The sequence below is a fragment of the Pseudomonas sp. SP16.1 genome, from assembly GCF_052682975.1.
In genome coordinates, this window is the sequence record NZ_JBQYFZ010000002.1 from 97,124 (window position 1) to 117,176 (window position 20,053).

The following is a 20,053-nucleotide window of genomic DNA, read 5'->3' on the forward strand; positions in this document are numbered from 1 at the left end:
TGGGCGGCACGATTGTCAGCGCTTTCTCAGTAGCCGACAACCTCACGCGATGTTATATTTCCATATACACGCTAGCAAACAACCGAGCCGACCGCAATATGCCCGCGAACCCGCCGCCGCTCATTCAGCTGATCATCGGGATTGAGCCTGAAGATCTGGGCGCCCCGCGTTTCAAACGGTTCTGGTCAAACCGCACAGGCTTTGTCGATCGCCCATGCGATGCATCGGCGTTTCTCGAAGAGTCGGCAGCGGTTCATCGCGCAAGGCGGCTTCGCCAGCTGGGCGTAAAAGCGTTTGTCGTCAGGGAGGTTTCGGCGCCCTGGCTTTTCACTCCACTTCGCCACACAAACAATCCCGAGGACTCGATATGAAAAAAATCCTGATGGCTGCGCTGTTGAGCATCGCAGCGAGCGCCCCCCTGGTGCAGGCCACCCAACCCGCTTGCGGAACCGCAAGCGAGTACGCCTGGCTAACCGCAGCGCTGAGTGCAAGCGCCGGCCAGGCCAGCGAGGTCACCACCGTCACGCCGGCGGGAGAACTTGACCTGTGCGAGATCAGGCTGAATAGCGGAACCATCGTGTATAGCCGCCCGGGCACCCAGGCCATCCTGCTCGGCCGGCTCTTCTCTGTCGCCGGAACGGAGATCACCGACAAGACCCAGGCATCCATGGATCGCGCAAACCTGGAGCAGCTCGGCAAAATCCAGCCCAACGACTACATCACTTACGCCACTGCCGAGCCGGCCAAGAGCCACATTTACGTCATGACTGACGTGGACTGCACCTACTGCCAGAAACTTCATGCCGAGGTCAGCAAACTGAATGCCGCCGGCATTGAAGTTCGCTATCTGCCCTTCGTACGCGGCGGCCGACAAGGCAGCGCCTGGAACACGATGAGCAATATCTGGTGCTCCACCAGTGACCGGAAGAAACCGCTCGATGAGGCTTTTGCAGGCAAGAAACTGGAAAAAGCTGAGTGCGGTGAAGAGATCCTGGATCGGTATCAAGTCTTCGGCCGCGACGTTCAGCTACAAGGCACTCCGCACATCCTCTTTGCCGACGGAACCTCTCAATCCGGGAGCTCTGACGATCTGATCGATAAGGCACTGAAAGCAGCAAACCGCGGTACACCCGATGCGCCGACCCATTGATCAGAGATCGCTTTCACTCCTGATGAAGCGCCCCGGTGCAATGAGCCGCTTTCTGGCCACGGGGACGCTTCCCTCCGTGGCCAAGCCTTCATCCCCTCTGATCACACTTCTCGAAAGCCTAAGCCCCCGCGAGCGATCCCGCATCGTGGGGCTAAAGGTAGGCCCTGCGCTCGGCTACAACGGCTCCCGTCAGTTCCACACAGCTCACCAGGCGCTGAGCTGGCTGATACCAGCGAACCTCTCGACCATTCCAGCCAGTCAATCCTGGCAGGATCGACGATTCACGAGGAGGCTGACCATCGGTGATCTCCAGGCCTGCGCAAACGTGCCTGCAGACATCGTTCGCACCTGGTGGCAGAGACACCCCGGCCTGCGCCAAGACGAACACACCCAGGACGCCCCTCCGCCACCATTGGCACCTGAGCCAAACTGATTCCAGGCAAAAGAAAAGGCCCCGGACCGGGGCCTTTTTGCGTCAGTCGGTGGGCACTAAGCCGCCGCGGACTCTGGGGGAATCACAACCCAACGCCAGTCATTCTTGGTTTCACCCGATGTCTTCATCTGTACCAGCATGGATCTCTTCGGCTTCACCCACTTCAGCGCGTCCTCGGATACGCGCATCTTCGTCGCCGAGCTACGCCAGTACATCTCGTCGATGCCGAGAATCACCTTGGTCGCCACTGATGCAATGAAGTCATCCGGAAAGTGCGTGGGCGATTGACTGGCGCACACCATCGCAACGCCAAACTTCCTCGCCTCCTTCGCGATCGTGTTGATGATGTTGTCGGGGTCATCGTCCGCGTAGATGTGGGCCTCGTCGATGATGAGCACGTCGTGGATGTACTTCGTCTCGCCTCGCTGAACAGCCTGCAGAAACAACTCCTCCAGGCGGAACAGGACAAACAGTTTCCGCTCTTCCATGGACAGCGGCTTGATGTTGTAACGCCAGACATTCGCATTCGGGTCAAAAGGTGGCGGCTCCGCCTTGAAGATCCCGATGCTGTCGAGATTCTCCAGGCGATCGACGACCGACTTCAGCACGTCAGTGCTGTCGTACTTCATCACACAATCCAACTCGCGCCCGGTAACGATCGACTCGGCGTACTCGCTGAAAGTCTCGATCGCCTTGGCCTTCGCCTTTTCAAGGTCAGCCTTCAGCTTTTCATCTTCGAAGGCCTTCTCACCGCGGCGAAGGGCCTCAAGCAGCTTGCGCTGATAAGCCGCTGCTGCGCGGTTGGCAACCTCCAGGTTGGTGATCGCCTTCATCCCGGTGCCGAGGAAAAGCTGCTGCAGAACGTTGCGAGCCATCCTGAGCACGTCCGTGATCGAGGGATGAACCCTGTCTGTCATCTTCGGCGGCCAGCGAGTGATAGCGCCGGTGTATTCACCAGACGGGATGAACCATGACTTGGCGATGCCGTCCCAACGGGCACCAAGGGCTTTCGCCTCATCCTTCTCATCGATCGGCACGTCGATGTAGAAGCGGTTATCCCCGCCCTCGGAGACCAGCTGCTTGGCGTCATCCTTGATCGCCCAGGTGGAAGGATCATCCTGATTGAAACCGTGCTTGGCGTACACATCGTGGAGGATATTGCGCAGCGCCGCTTCTTGCTTCGGGCCAAGGGTTCGCATGACGCGATTCACGGTTGAGACGAAGCCCTGCACGCGCTTGCGGATTCCCCCGAAATGGGGGTCTGGATTAACCCTCAGAGGGTTCAGGCCCCACTTGGTCTGCTCGCTGAACAGCACCGTCGATGCGTCAGGGATATCGATATCGCCATGGACATCGAAGACATAGAACTTTGGGATCGGCTCACCGGCCTGCTCAGCCGAGCGCGACATTTGCCGCACCATCTTCTTCAGCTGGAACGTCTTGCCAGCACCGGACATGCCCACCAGAAGCGTATGTCCGTTCACTGCAAGCAACGTATCCAGCGACACCTCCACCTGCTGGGAGGGTTTCCTGCTCAACGCGCCGGCATCTAAGCCCCAATTCACTTTCATGGATCACCCCTTGAGATAAAAAAATGCCCGCCGGGGGAAAGGCAGGCACAAGGGCGCACTTGGTGATGGTTGGGTGAGCCCCGGGAACGCGGCGGGGAGGGTCTGCGTCACATCCAGGGACAACCACACACCAAGAACACTACACAGACCTTATACTATTGCAATGCGTAAAGCAAACAATTGAAGGTGAATTACGGCAATCAGAGCCCGAAGTCGAACTCAGCTCCAGCTGCTTGTTTGGGGGCCTCCTGCGCGATCGGAAGATCATCGTCAAAGCCCGGCACCTGGCCATCCAATCCGTCGGCAATCTGGTCGTTCCCGGCACTCAAGGTGTCGAACCCTTCAACCTCATCGACGCCCCCGTAAATCAGCTCCGGGTCGCCAAAACCAGGCATGTCATCAAGATCATCCGCGGCAATAGGTTGAGGCGGTTGAGGCACATCCAGCGAGGCCGGGGCAGCCTCCTCGCTTGTAGTGGGAAGAACAGCAGACGACGTGAGGGGACTGTCGACATCTGCGCGCTCAAAGACCTGCCGCAACTCCTCTGTAGCGCTCAGGGCTTCAGGTACAGGCCCGGCATTGATCGCGGCCTCAACGCCGCCGGCGCTCGCAGAGGCAGCGACAGCAGAGTTCAATGACACCTCCAGAGGAGCGCTGTCGAAGCGAGGATTCGCTTCCAGCCACGAATGCACCTCCTCACGAGAGGCGGCCAGCTTTGCCAGCTCCCCCCGCATTTCCACCAGGCGCTGCTGCAGAGCCTCGACCATCTCGATCGTGCGCTCGACATCCTTCTCGACATCGCCACGCCGGGCGTCAATGGCCGACAGTCGGAGCTCCGCCAGGGACACGTTCTGATTGTGCTGTAGCGCCTCGACTAGCTTGGACACCGCATCGACGGCGATATCGGATCGATCACGCAGGTTGCGTGGCTGCTTGCTCACGGAAGCCTCCTTCAGCTGAAGTCAAAGTCATAGATCGGGGCCAGCTCAGGCTCAGGCTCCGCCGGCATCTCCAGCGCTGCAGGCGGCGCAGGAGGCTCGTAGCCTGGAAGAGGCCGCCCCACCTTGATCGAGTAGTCGTGCAGGGACTCCACCACCGGATGATTGCCCTCGCCATAGAACCAGGTGCGCGCTGCGCGAATCGCCTCAGGCTCCAACTCCTCCAGGAACCGGCTGGTGATCCCATTGGCCTCTTCGCGGCCTCTTGATTCCTTGGGGTTGACCGGGATCTTCCAGCGATTGGCGAGCTCCAGGTCATTGGGCGCCACAAGAATCACCCGCTCCTTGCCGCGGGTAATCCCGACGTACGCAAGACGGCGCTCGGCCTCCATGTCAGCAGGTCGATCGGGCAGTTGATGAGGGAACTGACCCTCTACCATGCCCGGGATGATCACCAGCGGCCACTCAAGCCCCTTGGACTTGTGGATGGACGTGATAAGCAGCGGGTCGCGCATGGTTTCCGGCTGATCCTGCTGCTCCATACGCTCGGAGAATGCATCGAGCATGGCCTCGACGTTCTCGTAGCGGGAGACCTCTCGCGCCATCAGGTTGATGACGTTCAACCGGTCCGCCTGCTTCAGCGGGTCAGTGATCTGACGCTGCACATCCGCACGCCAATCGAGATCGTTCCATATCATGGCCGCGAGGTCGGCCATCGAGCGACCAGGCTCAGCCAGGCGCTCCAGTACAGTCGCTCGCCGACGCAGGCTGGACAGCTGGCCAGGGCGGAGCCCATCCGATTCACTCGCCGCACGCAGAAGCTTCGGGATTTCGCTCAACTCGCCGCCTGCGAGCTCCTTCGATACCTTCTGGATGTACTTGCGAGGGAGGAACATCCCCGGGGCCCCGAGGACGGAGGCAATCATCTCCTCCCGACCTTCCTCCCCGCAGGCCTCGAACATCTCGGCATCGCTCATCACAGCATACGCGTTGATGGCCTTTACCTCCGGCATCGCCATGATGCCGCGCCCCTCAATAACATAGGGGATCCGCTCACGGATCAGGTGCATCTCCAGCGGCGCAGCCAGCTCGTAGGTCCGCACGAGGACTGCAGCCTCGCGCATGTTGCGCCCTTCGTCCTTCCACTCCTTGAGATCCTGCATGATCGCCTGGGGCCAGTACCGATCCCCCGTGCGAGACGAGGCCATGCGCATCTGGACAGTCGATTTCGGCGTGGCCTCATGGGACACGCAGAGCTTCATGGGGCGGTCGGCGTTGTTACGGATGAGGCTGTTGGCTGCAACAGCCACTTCGTGCCCGTAGCGGAACGTGAGGCTGAGCTGATAGCGGGTGACGTTACCGGCGCCGAGGCGCTCTTCCAGCCCGCTCATCATGTAGGCCAGGTTCGCACCGCGCCAACCGTAAATGCACTGATCTTCATCGCCCACCACAAAGAGGCGACCGCGGGTTCCGAGCAGGGTCAGAATCACCAGCTGCTGAGCATCATCCACGTCCTGATATTCGTCGACGATGATGTGAGCGAATTCGTTCGCAGCCCATTGCCTGGCCTCGGCCGAATTTTGAAAGAGGCAGGCGAGGTCGTAGATGAGGTCATCGAAAGTCCGCAGCCCCTCTTCACGACGAACGTTTTCGTGGATGAGCATTGCACGAGCCACCTCTTCGTCGCCTTCGGCGAACTCCAGCAGCACCTCGTGATTGTCGATTTGCTCCAGGGGAACCATGCTCGCTTTGGCCAGAGTGAGGGCCTGGCGCAGCGCTCCAACCTTCAATTCGTCCACGTCGACGGCGTTCTCATCACCGCCAGCCAGGGCTCGCCGAGCGAGCGCGGCGGCCTTCCAGTCCTCAGCGACCAATTGGCGCGCCGGGAGAAGACCCTCCTCCTCGGCGACCTGAAGCACTTCTTTGCAGAAGGAATGGATCGTCCGGAACTTCAGCTTGTTTGCCCCAGGAACCGGGAGGGCAGCCAGGCGCGCGTTCACTTCGCGAGCTGCATCGACGTTGAAGGCGAGCCCCAGAACCTCGTCGGCCTTCACGCCACGCGACAGCAGGACACCACAGTAGCCGATGACCATCTTGGTTTTACCAGAGCCTGGCGCAGCCGATACCAGAGCATGCCCTTGGCTATGCGTGGCGGCCTGAACTTGCTCGTCAGAAAAACCTGCCAGCCAAGGATGCTCTTGCCGAGGTTCGCTCATGACGGTCTCTCCCTGTTGATGTATTCTTTTGTATATGCCATAGTAAAATTATAGCACGAATGGCTTTTGACGGATAGATCATGCCACACATTGACGTAGCGGTTTTCTGTCCGCTCGACCAGACCTTCACGTATGAGTGGCCCGAGTCGCTTGGGGAAATGCCATCAGCCGGTTGCCGAGTGAAGGTTCCATTTGGCAGGCGAACGGTAACCGGCCTGGTCGTAAGGCCAACTCTCGCAGCCCCCAGTGAAGAGGCCGCCAAGAAGATTCGCCCTATAGAAGAACTCATCGATCGCGAGCCACTCTGGGATTCGCCGAGCTGGGCAACCTGGCTGTGGATGGCCGACTACTACCAACACCCTATCGGAGACGCTCTCGCCACAACGCTCCCTGCAGGCCTGGCGAAGGGTGGTCAACCTGAGCCGGCGAAAGGGCGCCTGCTTGATATGTCTGGCGATACCCGCTACGCCGCCGCCGATATGGCCGCCGCGACCACCTCCAGCCAGAAAGCCGTAATGCGCGCGGCCGCAGCGCACGAGGGCGGTGTGACTCGCCTGGCCCTGATTGAGGAGACCGAAGCTCCTCGCGTTGTGGATCTGCTCATCCGCACCGGTGCCCTGCAACCGGTTAGAGGCGGCCATCAAAAGCACGCCCTGACCGCCGCCCAGAGCGAAGCCGCCGGCCAGATCAAGGACGCCCTCGACGGATTCTCCGTGACACTTCTGGATGGTGTAACCGGATCCGGAAAGACCGAGGTCTACATGGAGGCGATTGAGGAGGTGATCGCCCAAGGCAAGCAGGTTCTCTACCTGGTGCCCGAGATCGGGCTGACACCGCAAACCTGCGGACGCCTCGAACAGCGATTCGAGGTATGCGTGCTGCACTCGAAACTGTCCGAGAAAGATCGCCTCCTGGCGTGGGAGTTAGCCAGGACCGGAGCGGTATCGGTCATTGTCGGAACACGGTCCGCCCTGTTCACCCCGATGCCGAACCTTGGCCTCATCGTAATCGATGAAGAACACGACTCCTCTTTCAAGCAGGACACACACCTGCGCTATCACGCCCGGGATGTCGCGATCTACCTGGCCAACAAAAGAGGCGTGCCCGTTGTACTGGGCTCGGCCACTCCATCAGCTGAAAGCTATCGAAACGCCGTGGCAGGTCGCTACCGGCACCTGCAGCTTACAGAGCGCGCGACTGGCGCTCAGATGCCGAAGATGGAAGTTATCGATGCCAAGAGCCTTCCCCACCCAGACGGGATCTCCCAGCCCGCACTGCATGCAATTCGCCGCACCTTGGCCGCCGGCGGCCAGGCCCTGGTCTACTTGCCGCGCCGCGGCTTTTCGCACGCCCTGTTCTGCACCACCTGCGGCTGGGCGTCTGAGTGCCCGAACTGCAGCGCTCGGATGGTCTTCCATCGCGGGAGAGGAAAGCTGATCTGCCATCACTGCACCGAAAGCAGCCACCAGCCTGGCGCATGCCCCAAGTGCCTCGCCGAAGTGATCCCCCTCGGCGCCGGCACCGAGCGCGCAGAGGCGGCATTGTCTGAGGCGCTGGGCGAAGACTACGTGCTGCGCCTGGACACCGACGTGCTCTCCTCGACCACTGCGATGCACGAAGCCTTCACCCGCATTCGCAAGGGCGATCCTCTCTGCATTGTCGGGACGCAGCTCCTGGCCAAGGGGCACGACTTCCCGAACGTCACCCTGGTGGTGGTTACCGGAACCGACTCAGCGCTGTTCTCGGCAGATGCCAGGGCGTCGGAACGAGTCATTCAGCAGATCACCCAGGTAGCGGGCCGGAGCGGCCGGTCCAAGCCTGGGCGGGTGTTGATCCAGACCTCACAGGCGGAGAACCCTGTCATCCAGCAGCTGATCAATGAGGGCTACCACGCGACGCTGGCGGGCTTGGTGAAAGGCTATGAGGAGACCATGCTCCCGCCAGTTTGCGCGCATGCGCTGCTAACGGTGGAAACAACGGACAGGGATGAAGGCAGGCTGCTGCTGGAACAGGTGATTGACCGAATCGACGATCCTGCGCTGGTCGGCCCGTTCCCGGCGATCATGGAGCGCCGCGCCGGGTCACACCGGTATCAAGCAGTGGTTCTGGCCGAGTCTCGCAAGGAAAGGCACACGCTGTTGAAGCGCATGCGGCAGGAGTGGAAGACGCTTGGGACGAGATACCCACTCATGATCGATGTGGATCCGGGGCAGCTTAGTTGAGGATGAGATATTCTTGAGCATCCAACTTAGCACTGCTGTTTGTAAGGAGATTGAACCATGCATGGTGTCGTGTACGATCCGCCGGCCGCCGGCCTTCCCTATCTCGCTGTTGTTCTTCATGACGGGGAGGTAGTGGTCGCCCGGTCAGTATCATCCGTCGAGGCAGGCGAGGCACTTATCGCGAAGGTTTTCAATGACTTCGTGGTAGCGAAGCAGAAAGGCGAGGTTTGACGCCTAGAAGTATTGCGCCTGCTCAAAAGCTGCGGGCGCGATCTACCGGCGGGCTGCGGAGCTGAGCGGAGCACACGCACTGAAGAGCTCCGGCCGGTGGATGTAGTACCCCTGAAAGGCATCCACGCCGCACCCGATCAGGTACTCCATGTGCCCCTTGGTTTCAATGCATTCGGCAATGACTTTCATGCCGCGGCTCTTTGCGAGCTTCACGACTGCGACCAGGACATCTCGGGGAGCTTGTTCACCGCAAACACTCCGACTGAGCTTCACAGCCTGCCAGGGCAGGTCGATCATGCCGAGCGATGCGGCCCCCTCGCCGAAGTCATCCAGGTAGACAGCCACGCCGGCGCCGGCCAGCATCTCTACAGTTCGGCGCACCTGCGCGAGATTTTGCACCTCGGCCGTTTCAGTGATCTCGATGGCAATGTTGTGGCGCCCCCGGAGTATGGAGACAGCTTCCAGCATCGCACCGGAATCACAGGCGGTCAGGCTGGAGAAATTCACGGTGTGCACAGGGGCATCTTCTGGCACGGCCTTGAGCGCCATTCTGAGCAGCATCAGGTCGTAGTCGCGGACCAGGCCGAGCTGCTCGATCATCATCATCGCGGCGCCGACCGATTCACCGCCGATGCGGGAGAGAATCTCGTAATGGCTTCTACCGTCGAGATAGCGAATGCGCTGGCGGTACAGTTCGACCAGGTGCTCAAGCGTGCCACCGGTGATGAACCGGTCGATCAGGTCGGTAGCCTCCCAGTCATCCTTCACTGAATCCACCACCTGCAGGCGCCGACCGGCCAGCTTTGCCTGCCGGCACGCACCTTCCGCGCGGTCGATTGCATGCGAGAGCTCCTGGCAGGACGCCAGGCCGAACACCGCGTCGATGCGGATCGGCTTCGAGAGTGCAGCACCCACATTTTCTCGAAGTTTCAGGCGGAGCTCATTGAATTGCCGCTCCATCAGGCGCGGGTCGCGACGCTCGCATACCCCTATCCAAACATCGCCTGAGATGTGGAACCAGTGATGCCGGCCATCGTCCTTTAGCGTGGCACCAACCACCTGAAGTATCAGGTCTCCGCCCTCAGGCCCGAGCAGCTTGTTGAGTAAGCGGAAATTCGACAGATCAATACAGGCCACACTCCAACCACGAAGGCTTTCCGGGGCGCGGCGACGGAAGTCGACAAGCGCAGCACGGCCGCCACTGCCAGGCATCGAGAACGCCGGTAGCCATAGATTTGCCATGCTGTTCATGTCTAGCCTCCTACTCCCTTCCGCGGAGAAGCTTCTTGGTGATTGAGCTGAGATCGTCCATCGACAAGTAGCGGATCTTCAGATACCCGCCCTTCTGGCCCTTCTTCGCTTTTTCGAGCAGCGCCTCATGGCCCAGCTTTTCGCTGACCGCCTGCAGCCACCGGCGCTCATCGGGATCCTCACGCTCGGGCGCGGCTGTCACGCGCTCTGGGCGCTTGGCAGCCTTAGCCAGCGCCTCGATCTGGCGATAGCCAAGCCCCTCTTCCGCGGCTTGGCGCGCAATGCGCACTGCGTCTGCTGCAGGGAGCCCATAGAGACAGCGCACCTTGGACTCGGTTAAACGCCCGTCTCCAAGGAGCTCCTGCACAGCGAGGGGCAGGGTAAACAGGCGCAGGTGGTTGGTGATGACCTCGCGACTTGCACCGAGCATCTGTCCGAGGGCTTCATGGGTGAGCTCGAACTCCTCAATGGCCATCTGATAGGCCTTGGCGCGTTCAACGCTGTTCAAGTCCTTACGCTGGTCGTTCTCCACAAGCGCAGCCTGCAGGGCTTGCAGATCCGTGTAGTTGCGGACCAGGCAGGGGACGCGATCCATTGAGACCATCTGCGCCGATCGCCACCGGCGTTCGCCGGCAACGATCTCGTACAGATCTCCGGCACCGGGCTTCGGCCGCACGACGATCGGCTCGATGATCCCGATGCCGTTCTCCAGAAAGCTCTGGCCGAGCTCCAGAAGGCTTTTCTGATCAAAATTGGATCGAGGCTGATAACGCCCGGGCACCAACTGCTCAGGGCTCAGAATCTTCAAGCCAAACGCCGATTCCTCGGCGGCCATGGATGCCTCTTCTGCTTGACTTGAAGTCATCCTTCAACCTCAATTAGAACTTGGATCGACTTTACCATTATAATCTCGGTAACAAAACACACGCTAACTGGAGATACCATGAATAAGCTCCTTCTGATCATCGCCGTAACGGCGCTGGCACAGCCGGCGCTGGCGAGCAGCTGGAACGTTTCTGGCCTGTTCGATGCGGTGGCTCCGACAGCCAATACGACGGTAGCGACCACGAACAGCAACGCGCTGCCGCCGATGAATACCACCTACAGCACGCCCGGCTTCAACCCCGATGCCCAGGTAACGCGCACCTACAAGACCCAGCCGACCGCCAGCGGTGGCATGCCTGTATGCCCAAACCGCAATGCTGCTTCGCAGCAAAGCGCTAGCGGTTACCAGATGCAACGAGTTTCGAGGGCTTACTGACATGCCGCTCCCTCTCATCCCGCTCCTGGCTGGGCAAGCAATTCGCGTCCTGGGCCCACAGGCCATCCGACACATCGCCGCAAAAGAAGCTTTCGGTTTGGCAGAAAGCGCATTGGCCAAGCGAGCTATGCCGCTGCTTGGTGAGGCGCTTACCAAAGGCGAGAATTTCATCCCTGGAACCGGCACCATCGGCAAGGTTCTGGGAAGCACCCCCGGCGCGCTCGGCCAGCTGCTGGGCAAGGCCGACATCATCAGCGATGTCGCGGGCAAAGCCCTTACCGAAATCGGGCCGAAGATTGCTGGCATGGCGATTCCCGGTCTCGGCGCAGCCCTGCAGGCGGTCGACCTGACCAAGAAGGCCGCAGACGCGTTCGGTAGCAACCAGAATGCAGGGCAGTTCCTCTCGACAATGAGCAAACTCGACCTGCCAAGCATGCTCAGTGCTGGCGAAGCGCTCGGGTCCAAGCTGCTGCCCCAGTTAGTGCAGGCGATCAGCGAACTCCTGAAAAGCGCCGCGACCTATCTCGATCGGGCCCAGGAGAACCTGGCACCCAATGATATGGCCCCCCGCTGATGTCCGCGGGGGCGTCCTACTCTCCTCATTGGAGCCAGAACTACTTGGTCGTGCCCCACGCGCGCTTTGACGACCGCGCGAGGGCAGCTTTGCCGCACCTCCCGATGATGGGTCGCTACTTCTCCGACGAACAGTGGGCAGCCTGCCCACTGAGCCCGACGACGCACGACATGCGCACCTGGACCATGATCAGCGAACCAGCCTGGGTGGCTCGTAACGCTCTACGCATGCTCGGCCAGAAAGCGCGAGAGGTTGCTGAGCGGGAGTTCATCTCCGACCTGTCCCGCGATCAAGACGCCACCCTTCTCAGCCAGAAGATGCTTTCCCGTAGCGGGCCCGAGGCACTATGGGCCCTTGCCCTCACTGTCATTGCACGAGGAGTGTCCTCAAAGGGATACACGATCCTTGACCAGGCACTCGAACACGCCCCGAAGGACGCACCAGAGCTTGGCAGTTGGAGCAACTACGCCGCCCTGTTCGGCGAGATGTCGACCCTGGCCGCTGCCTCGAACGGTAACCTCCCCGGTCTGTTTCAACGCCTGAAGAAAGCCGCGATGCCTCAGCAGGTAATCGCCAGGCTGCTGATCGACATCCAGACGAAGCTGGACAGCTCCCACCAGACCCAGGAACTAATTCAAGCGGCCGGCCTCGCCTCCTTCCGATGGGTGTGGACGGCTCCAGGATCGGCACCTATTGAGGTTCTATTCCACGATGCCCAATCGGCTGTTGAGTGGCTATGCGAAAGCTTCCTCCCACCAGGGCTCGAAGAGGCGAGCCTGCGCGCCAAGCTCTCCCCCCTGCGCGACGCGCTGCGCAAAGCAGAGATCGTGCTGACAGACCTCCATCGCGACGACATCGCCGAGCCTCTTGAACTCATCAAGATGGTTGACCGACTGGCGATCCACGGCGCCATTCGCTGATCGGCCCGGCTTCGCCTCGCCACATTGATCCCTTGACGCAATAGGCACTTGTGCCTATCGTGCACGGCACAACCTTCACGCAACAGGCGCAGGAATGATCGCCATGGCCACTTCCGCAGACATGCTGTCCCTGCCGATCCCAGATGGGCGATCGGATCGCTACGCAGCAGGCTGGGCCTTTGCAGATGTGCACATCCGCAAACGAGGCAGCCTCACTAGCGAAGCTCCAACAGATTGGCACGAGGAGAAGGTTGCCGGCTTTAGCGATCGCCTGGCCACTGAGCGCGCCGCATTGGCACGCCGCCTACGCACCCACTGCACCTGCGGCGAAGAGCTGGAGCCTCCCACCAACGGCTTAGGCAACTGGGGCAGTTGGCGATGCCGGAAATGCTGGGCTGGTTACTGCCAGGACTGCGGCTCTCCACTGGATTACAACGACCAATGCATCGCCTATCGCGAGGCACAAGAAGAAGACGCCCATGAATAAGTCCACACCCACGAGCCAGGCACAAGCCGCCTACCGTGATGCAAGCTGGCTCAGCCATCCTGATACCCGCACGCCAAAGCGAGGCCATATTCTGCGGGATGATGGGCAAGCGGCATGCGGCCTTGTCGCAATGATGTGCGATGCCGAACCTGCAGAGGCCATCCCGGAGTCCCTGCGTTGTCGGCGACCAGGTTGCCGCGAGCGCTGGCCAGAGGCTGCAACCGAAGAGCTACCCGCCAGCGGGCCTCATCAGAAATCGCAAACGCAGGAGTTGTAGATGGGCGGGAATGCACTTTCCTCAGTCGGGGCCGCACGTTGCTCCAAAGTCGTTGCCCAGCAGATGCTGAGCGAGTTCCGGGCGCGATTTGCCGCGACCACTGCTCGATTTGATATTGGAGCAAGAATAGCCCCCATCATGGCCTATCGGCAGAAGGAAGACTTTGGCGACCTGGATGTACTGGTCGACAGCAACATATTCAAGCAGTTGTCTCCTGCTGAATTCGTCAATGAGCTCAGCAACCACTACGGACAGCCTCTGCACTGGGTAAAGAACGGCCCCGTACTTAGCATTGGCCTGCCCTTGATGGAGCCCGGCCGCTGCCTGCAGCTGGACTTGATCAGCACACCCGCGGAGGAGTTTGATTTCGGCCTTCAATACTTCAGCTGGAACGATGCGGGCAACCTGATCGGCCGCGTAGCGCACAAGATGGGGCTGAAGTTCGGTCATGACGGACTTTGGCTACCGATGCGTGATGGAACGAACCTCTTCGATGAGATCCTGGTCACCCGAGATTTCAGCGCAGCGCTACGCTTCCTTGGGTTTAACGCAGAGAGATGGAAGTCGGGCTTCGATACCCTAGACGACATATACCGCTTCATCGCAGCCGGCGAACGCTTCGATCCCTCTCTTTATCCACTGGAGCATCGCAACCATGCCGCCAGGGTTAGAGACAAGAAAAGACCCGTGTACATGGGGTTTCTCCGCTGGCTAGAGGCCCATCCAACCCTGCCGGGGCAAGAATGGCATGCGGACAAGACGCGCTATCTCCCGGAGATCTTTGCAGCTTTTCCTGAATTGGCCGCTGCGCATCGATCCAGCCTCCAACGACTCAGCAGGGCAAAAGCCCTACGGGCACGCTTCAACGGTGAATTGGTTTCTGAGTGGACCGGCCTACAAGGGAAAGAGTTGGGGAAATTCATCGCTCACTTCAAGCGCGAGCACGGCGACTTTGAGGGCTGGCTGCACTGTCAGAGCGATGAGCAGTTGAGAATCGAGGCTCAGGCCTCGTATCAGCGCTTCCAAGGCCTTGTGGAGGGCGACCTCCATGCGGATATCTCCGTCCAACCGAGCCCATGACAATGGCCAGAACGAACAGTTTCTCTAATCACCAATTCCGCAAACGACTCGGCCTTTCAGCCCCCTTTGCTACTACGTTACTCCCCGGCCTGATCATCGGGCCGGCGGTGTACTACCTCTATCGCTGCCTGGTTGGGGTGATGAAAGGCTCCGTCTCGCCCGCCACCTTCCTGGCCTACGATGTCCCCGTCGCATACCTGGTGCCAGCAGTTTTCCTGATCGGCATGCTACTCCTTCACAGGGCTCTCGTACCAAGTGTCGGTCTGCTCGGGCGGTTCACCCGCACACAAGCGTGCGGCGGCTTGGCAGCGGTTCTTTCAGCCTATCTGGCCAGCGTCGGTATGGCAGAGCTCACAGGCCTTGGACGCGAGATGGGGATGGTCCTTCTCGGATTTGGAAAGACCGAATTTCAGTTCCAGATTTTCATTGTCACGGTACTGATCCTTCCGCCAATCGTAGAGGAGATCGCTTTTCGGCACTTCGTTCTTGGAACCTTCCCCTACAATCGAAATCGCATTGTCGCGGTGATAGCCGTTGTCATCTCGGCTGGATTTTTCATGCATGCCCACCTCGCCGTTTACAACTACTGGACGACGCATGCCCTCATGTTCGCCCTGGGGGTTATCTTCGCAGTAGCCCGCCTGGTAAGCGGGGGCCTCCTACTCCCTGTCATGCTCCACTGCTTCGCTGTGGCCACTGGACTGACACTGAACTATGTCTGGGCAGCCTTAGGCGGATAGCCGTGGTCGACCCAGTAGCTGAGGCGCCGTACAATAGGCACATGTGCATATACGCAAAGGTAGGCCATGAACAACCAAGCCAGTTTCCGATCGCTGATCGAGAAGACGAATATCACTCAAGCGGAAGCCGCCAAGATGATCGCCGAGGAGACCAAGCGCCCGTGTAGCGTTCGCAGCGTTCGGGCATGGCTCGCCGAGGCTGAGCTGCGAAGCGCCAGGCCCTGCCCAGAATGGGCTGTGCAGGCGCTGGAGAGTCGATTGCGGACTCTCGGCAAGGTTGAATAGCCAGCCCGGCCGGCAAACAAAAAGCCCAGGCATTGCCTGGGCTTTTTCGTTGTTGATCGTCAGCCGTCAGACCTGCGGGCCATCGTAGACAACCTCCAGCTCCGGATTGAGCGGCGTGACCTCGATCTGCAGATCCTGGAGCAGAACAGGTTCTTCGCCACGCCCCTGCTCAACGACTGCATCAGTCAGGCCACGATCAGCCATGTAGGCGTACACCGGCGAACCGCTGAGGTTACGCAGGGTCTCCTGGCGCAGCTGAGAGACCTCCCAGATGCGCTGCAGCATGAAGTCGCGGTCTTCAGTCCCCGTGGCCTTTGCCAGGGGAACCAGAGCACCAGAAGCCGATCGCCCCAGGAGCACGTAATGCTCCTGCTCGTCATTGCGTGCAACGCGCTGCATGCCGAAGCGGACCACCGCGGGATGCTGAGTCAGGCGCATCATCGGATCCGGATCGAGGTTGACGTTCACCACGTCGGACGCAACGTTGTGCACCAAGGACGACTTGCCTGTGCGAAGGGACTCCAGGACCGTGAAACCACGATCAGAGGCGCGCACGGCGTAGTAGTCCGGGCGGAGCGGGCCATGGTTGCTTTCGATCTCCTTCGCAAGCATGACTACATCGCCCGGGCGCAACACGCTCAGGGCCACATGACGATCAACCATGCCGGCCCAGCAGCGCTGACGCCAGGTAGCATCGCCGTCGGCGACAGCCGGCGACAGCCGTTCTACGAACGACTGCGGCGCCGCCGCCTGGCGCGGGTTGTCGCGCTCGCTCTGGATCCCGAAGCGCACGGCCCGCGGCGCGGGCTGGCGGAAGTCCACCGAATACGGGACGACGAAAGCCTCGACCCGCCCTTCGGGCGTTTTCACTGCTGCGTAGCCTGCAGACGGGGTGAGTTGGAAGTCGACGACTTCACCCTTGTGCTTCAGCGCCTCAGCCAGCGCATCTTGAAGCCGCTGGCCGGACTCCATCCAGATCTGCTTGACCATCGAGACCTGATCCAGGTTGGCTCCTGGTTTGATAGTGGCTCTCATCGATTCGATCCTTTGGCCTTACATCTTGAAGTCATAGAGTTCTTGAGCGATCGCCGCCGGCTCTTGGTAATCCGGCTCATCGTGATCGAGATCATCGCCCCCATCATAATCGAGCTCGTGACCGTCACGGGCGTTCAGGTACTCCAGCGCATTCTGCTGCAGCCAGTCGTTGCCGATCTCCTGAAACACCTGGTTCACCACTTGGCCGTTGAACTGGTGCAGATAGGCCAACGTGCGCTCGGTGATCGCATTCAGGCCGGCCGCATCGATCTCCGGATACAGGTCTTGAATCACCTGATAGATGGGCGTCAGGCCTACATTAAACTCGCAGGCGCCCTGGGCGATCATCATGAGCCCCCGCGGCAGAGGGAGTTGAGCGCCGTCCGTGACCTCCTGCAAAGCATTCACCGCGATCAGCATCTCGTCGACACCTACCTCCTCACGCGCAACCGCGGGCGCCTGGAAGGCCTGAATGAGTTCACCTTCGACCTCGGCAGCGCGCAAGACTGCGGTGCGCAGCAATTGCTCATGCAGGGGGCTTTCCTCGCCTTCCGGCCGGAAGAAGCGGCTCGCCAGATGCATTGCAATACCCGCACGCAACGCCTCGGCATCCGCTGGCCCATACTGTTCATCCAGCGCGGGGAAAAGGTCCCGCAGCGCTTCCTGGTTGTGGAGGTTCCCGCGCACATGGCCCGCGCGGATCAAGTTCGCTTGGGAAACGAAGGACGTGACCAGACCCGCTTCGCGGTCCTTGCGGATAGCCATGTTCACGACTGCGACTGCGCCTGCAACCACCTGGTGGAAGATCGCGAGCACGCGCATATCGTTACCCGCCTGCGCCTGCAATTCATGCAGCGCCTCCGGAAACAGATCGTTTTCCCGCAGGCGGTCAACAGCTTCCGGCGTGAACACCGCCCGCACCTGATTCAACGCCTGATCCAGTTCCTCTCGCGTCACGCGCATGGCGATGCTCCTATATCCTTTTGAATACTCGATGGCATAAAACGCCTATTTCTGGCTCAAAGTATCCATTCGGCGGGCCGTGCCGTCAAACTTCCTCGACGCTTTGATCGCGACGCCGCGCTACGCTATATTGGCGCAATCACTCTATTAAAGCGGTCGCATCGATGCCTATCCCTGAACTACGCCCAGAGGACAACGCCGTCGAGATCAAGCTCGGCTCCCTTGGGTTCACCTTCACGGCTATCCGCCCTTCCGAATTGGATATGTGGGGAGACTTTCTAAAGCTGCCTGCCGGCACCCTTCTCCTGGCAACGGGGACCGGCGGCTGGGGATGGGGCGAGCGCTTCCTGATCCACGAGCCCACTGACAACGGCTACGCTACCGTGGACCTTCGCCGTGGACTGGTTGTCGAGATGCCCACCTGGGAAGTCGCCGCGAGCTTCTGCCAACTGTTCTCCGAGGAGGCCTACCCCTACCAGAGCCTGGAGGAAGCAGTGGCCGCGGTGCGCAGCAGCATCCCGTTATTCGCCTTGCCTGCCGTGGTCACCAGCTCCAATGTTTGATTTACCCCCGGCAATCGCTGCCGGCGAGATCCCGCAGCAATGCGTGGTGGCCACCATTCAGCGCTACCAGATCCCGGCGACGCTCATCGTCGGGATCCTTGGTCAAGAGAATGGTCGCGTAGGGACAGCCAGCAGGAATAGCAATGGCTCAGTCGACTACGGCCCAGGCCAAGTCAACAGCATCTGGCTGGCGACATTGGCGCCGTACGGAGTGACGGCAAAAGACCTTCAATGGGATGGCTGCAAGAACCTGTGGGTGAGCGGCTGGATAATGCGCAGGTGCCTGAACAAGTTCAACAACAACGCCTGGATGGCGATCGGCTGCTATCACGCCGGCGAGAACCCGCGGACAGACACTCATGTGCGGCGCATGTACAGCTATGCGGGCCTGGTTCAGGAGAAAAGCCTGAAGTACGGCCCCGGTTTCCAGCGGTGGCTGGCGATGGCACCGAAGCCCTGAGCGCACTCAGCGGCTACACAACCGCCGCCGCACCTTCCTCGAATTGCACAGGCTCCCCACGCCACGGGAAAAGATCGTGCGGATGGAAGGCTTGAATATCTCCATCGGCAAACTGCAGCAAGATTCCATAGCTGCGAGCATTTGTGACCTCCAGCACTGCTACATGGCGGCCGATACGGCCGTTCCATTTGCGCCCGCCTCCAGCCACCTCCCACTGGGTAAGGAATGGCGATGGCGAAACCTTCACCAAGCGTGCCAGATCGATTGGCGCTACAAGACCAGGAGCCTCGACAACAAGGCTCGGTTTCACCTTGTACAGTGGCAGGCCCGCCTGTGCGAGGATTGCGTTAGCAGCGGCAATGGCCGCCTTCTGAGCACTCTTCACGCCAGCCCCCATTTCAGTCAGTCACCAAGGAATGAACATCGTCCCAGTCACTGGGACTTGCAGCTCCGCTCACAAACGCGAGTCTCATCCCAACGGTCGGACGCCTGTGTTTCATCAGATAGGCGGCAGCGCCGGCACACATCGACTCGTGGCCAGACGGAGAGTATTCGCCCTCCTCGTTCCACTCGCCGCCCCGCGCACAGTGAACCGTCTTATGGCACGGGAACGTTGAGTGATCATCGGAGGTCAGCTGCTCGATGATTCCATCCAGCCGGCCGGGAGCGAGCTCAATGGCCCCCTCTTTCAAGAAGGGACAGTTCGAGCATGGCCGCTTGAGCCGATAGTGATGCTTGAGGGGATCTCGCTCGCGCACTTGTGCTGCTCCAGAGGTGTTTACGCCACACAATAGGCACATGTGCCTATTTGGTCAAGACTAAACACCTAAGGACTAAGCCTCAGGGTTGAGTTGGTTCTGCCGGCTGAATCAGCAAGCTTTCCTGCCATGCGTGAATCTGCGCGAGGGCGGCAGTGAGATTCTCAGCTGTCGCCTGCAAGCCAAGGTACTCTCCCGAATCGGCCCCATATACCGAGACATACAGCTTTCGGGCGGGGTTCGGATTTCTGCTTTCATGCTGGTCTGTGAGACTGATCAGCCACGAATAACGGTCATCCTCCTTCCGCGCGGCCCAGCACCCTCCCCCGGTGCTGGTCACCTCGAAGCCGGCCGCCTCCCACTGCTCATCAAAATCCAGCAACCGGCCCTCTACGACCTCCAACGGCCGGCCTGGCCAAAGATGGTCGGCGACCTCGTACTCAGACACCCCAGCCTGCAACAGAGCCGACATTTGGTCGCGCAACTCACCACCGACGAGGTGGGGCAGGTTTCGCTCCTCGATCCAGTCATCGAAAGCGCCCCGCTCAATACCAGCAGCTGCAGCACACTGCAGCACCCGTTCAATAAATTCGGCCGCCGGGGCACCGTCTTTGGGGAGGCTTTTGCGCATCTTCACT

General features: G+C 60.3%; 21 protein-coding genes. 12 read left to right on the forward strand and 9 right to left on the reverse strand.

Features of this window, described 5'->3' with window-relative positions; genetic code table 11:
- Positions 1-367: 367 nt before the first annotated feature.
- Positions 368-1,150, forward strand: coding sequence for a DsbC family protein (locus ACUTAF_RS24940; RefSeq protein ID WP_445582585.1), 783 nt, complete (start codon positions 368-370; stop codon positions 1,148-1,150).
- 489 nt (positions 1,151-1,639) lie between these two features.
- On the opposite strand, the gene ACUTAF_RS24945 is transcribed toward ACUTAF_RS24940, so the two are convergent.
- The 3 genes from ACUTAF_RS24945 to ACUTAF_RS24955 all read right to left on the reverse strand — a co-directional run bounded on the left by ACUTAF_RS24945 (position 1,640) and on the right by ACUTAF_RS24955 (position 6,308).
- Entirely contained in the window at positions 1,640-3,154 is a 1,515-nt protein-coding gene (locus ACUTAF_RS24945; RefSeq protein WP_088192353.1) for a DUF5710 domain-containing protein, read from the reverse strand.
- 200 nt (positions 3,155-3,354) lie between these two features.
- The gene (locus ACUTAF_RS24950) at positions 3,355-4,095 is read right to left on the reverse strand and encodes a hypothetical protein (protein WP_445582586.1); all 741 of its coding nucleotides are present in this window, start codon (positions 4,093-4,095) and stop codon (positions 3,355-3,357) included.
- An 11-nt stretch (positions 4,096-4,106) separates the two neighbouring features.
- Positions 4,107-6,308, reverse strand: coding sequence for an ATP-dependent helicase (locus ACUTAF_RS24955; protein ID WP_430281567.1), 2,202 nt, complete (start codon positions 6,306-6,308; stop codon positions 4,107-4,109).
- 80 nt (positions 6,309-6,388) lie between these two features.
- On the opposite strand from ACUTAF_RS24955, the gene priA reads away from it, so the two are divergent.
- Both priA and ACUTAF_RS24965 read left to right on the forward strand, forming a co-directional pair.
- Positions 6,389-8,530 (forward strand): replication restart helicase PriA, encoded by a 2,142-nt coding sequence (gene priA / locus ACUTAF_RS24960; RefSeq protein ID WP_445582587.1) that lies wholly within the window; start codon positions 6,389-6,391, stop codon positions 8,528-8,530.
- A gap of 57 nt (positions 8,531-8,587) precedes the next feature.
- Complete coding sequence (locus ACUTAF_RS24965; protein ID WP_445582588.1) at positions 8,588-8,761, forward strand: hypothetical protein; 174 nt, start codon at positions 8,588-8,590, stop codon at positions 8,759-8,761.
- Positions 8,762-8,803: 42 nt separating this feature from the next.
- On the opposite strand, the gene ACUTAF_RS24970 is transcribed toward ACUTAF_RS24965, so the two are convergent.
- Positions 8,804-10,012 carry a bifunctional diguanylate cyclase/phosphodiesterase gene (locus ACUTAF_RS24970; RefSeq protein ID WP_445582589.1) on the reverse strand — a complete coding sequence of 403 codons (1,209 nt, stop codon included), beginning with the start codon at positions 10,010-10,012 and terminating at the stop codon, positions 8,804-8,806.
- A gap of 10 nt (positions 10,013-10,022) precedes the next feature.
- Entirely contained in the window at positions 10,023-10,847 is an 825-nt protein-coding gene (locus tag ACUTAF_RS24975; protein ID WP_445582590.1) for a ParB/RepB/Spo0J family partition protein, read from the reverse strand.
- A 108-nt stretch (positions 10,848-10,955) separates the two neighbouring features.
- Between ACUTAF_RS24975 and ACUTAF_RS24980 the strand changes: the two genes are divergently transcribed.
- The 7 genes from ACUTAF_RS24980 (at position 10,956) to ACUTAF_RS25010 (ending at position 15,636) form a co-directional block, all read left to right on the forward strand.
- Positions 10,956-11,273 (forward strand): hypothetical protein, encoded by a 318-nt coding sequence (locus tag ACUTAF_RS24980; protein ID WP_445582591.1) that lies wholly within the window; start codon positions 10,956-10,958, stop codon positions 11,271-11,273.
- A 1-nt stretch (position 11,274) separates the two neighbouring features.
- Complete coding sequence (locus tag ACUTAF_RS24985; RefSeq protein WP_279644246.1) at positions 11,275-11,847, forward strand: hypothetical protein; 573 nt, start codon at positions 11,275-11,277, stop codon at positions 11,845-11,847.
- A 170-nt stretch (positions 11,848-12,017) separates the two neighbouring features.
- A complete protein-coding gene (locus ACUTAF_RS24990) occupies positions 12,018-12,767 on the forward strand; it encodes a hypothetical protein (protein ID WP_445582592.1) in 750 nt (249 codons plus the stop codon).
- Positions 12,768-12,870: 103 nt separating this feature from the next.
- The gene (locus ACUTAF_RS24995) at positions 12,871-13,254 is read left to right on the forward strand and encodes a hypothetical protein (protein WP_445582593.1); all 384 of its coding nucleotides are present in this window, start codon (positions 12,871-12,873) and stop codon (positions 13,252-13,254) included.
- 277 nt (positions 13,255-13,531) lie between these two features.
- Complete coding sequence (locus tag ACUTAF_RS25000) at positions 13,532-14,611, forward strand: nucleotidyltransferase family protein (RefSeq protein WP_445582594.1); 1,080 nt, start codon at positions 13,532-13,534, stop codon at positions 14,609-14,611.
- A gap of 2 nt (positions 14,612-14,613) precedes the next feature.
- Complete coding sequence (locus tag ACUTAF_RS25005) at positions 14,614-15,351, forward strand: CPBP family intramembrane glutamic endopeptidase (protein WP_445582595.1); 738 nt, start codon at positions 14,614-14,616, stop codon at positions 15,349-15,351.
- A 66-nt stretch (positions 15,352-15,417) separates the two neighbouring features.
- Complete coding sequence (locus ACUTAF_RS25010; RefSeq protein WP_088192364.1) at positions 15,418-15,636, forward strand: hypothetical protein; 219 nt, start codon at positions 15,418-15,420, stop codon at positions 15,634-15,636.
- Positions 15,637-15,702: 66 nt separating this feature from the next.
- Here ACUTAF_RS25010 and ACUTAF_RS25015 read toward each other — a convergent pair whose 3' ends face one another.
- Positions 15,703-16,671 (reverse strand): hypothetical protein, encoded by a 969-nt coding sequence (locus ACUTAF_RS25015; RefSeq protein WP_279648938.1) that lies wholly within the window; start codon positions 16,669-16,671, stop codon positions 15,703-15,705.
- An 18-nt stretch (positions 16,672-16,689) separates the two neighbouring features.
- Positions 16,690-17,634: a hypothetical protein gene (locus ACUTAF_RS25020; RefSeq protein WP_445582596.1), complete on the reverse strand. Its 945-nt coding sequence runs from the start codon at positions 17,632-17,634 to the stop codon at positions 16,690-16,692.
- Positions 17,635-17,798: 164 nt separating this feature from the next.
- Here ACUTAF_RS25020 and ACUTAF_RS25025 point away from each other — a divergent pair, with 164 nt between their 5' ends.
- Together ACUTAF_RS25025 and ACUTAF_RS25030 are read left to right on the forward strand one after the other, a co-directional pair.
- Positions 17,799-18,197: a hypothetical protein gene (locus tag ACUTAF_RS25025; protein ID WP_445582597.1), complete on the forward strand. Its 399-nt coding sequence runs from the start codon at positions 17,799-17,801 to the stop codon at positions 18,195-18,197.
- On the forward strand, positions 18,190-18,657 hold the full coding sequence (locus ACUTAF_RS25030; protein ID WP_088192368.1) for a lytic transglycosylase domain-containing protein: 468 nt from the start codon (positions 18,190-18,192) through the stop codon (positions 18,655-18,657). The genes ACUTAF_RS25025 and ACUTAF_RS25030 overlap by 8 nt, the downstream gene beginning before the upstream one ends.
- A gap of 13 nt (positions 18,658-18,670) precedes the next feature.
- Here ACUTAF_RS25030 and ACUTAF_RS25035 read toward each other — a convergent pair whose 3' ends face one another.
- Both ACUTAF_RS25035 and ACUTAF_RS25040 read right to left on the reverse strand, forming a co-directional pair.
- Positions 18,671-19,042, reverse strand: coding sequence for a hypothetical protein (locus tag ACUTAF_RS25035; protein ID WP_445582598.1), 372 nt, complete (start codon positions 19,040-19,042; stop codon positions 18,671-18,673).
- A gap of 455 nt (positions 19,043-19,497) precedes the next feature.
- Positions 19,498-20,046 (reverse strand): hypothetical protein, encoded by a 549-nt coding sequence (locus ACUTAF_RS25040; protein ID WP_445582599.1) that lies wholly within the window; start codon positions 20,044-20,046, stop codon positions 19,498-19,500.
- Positions 20,047-20,053 lie beyond the last annotated feature (7 nt).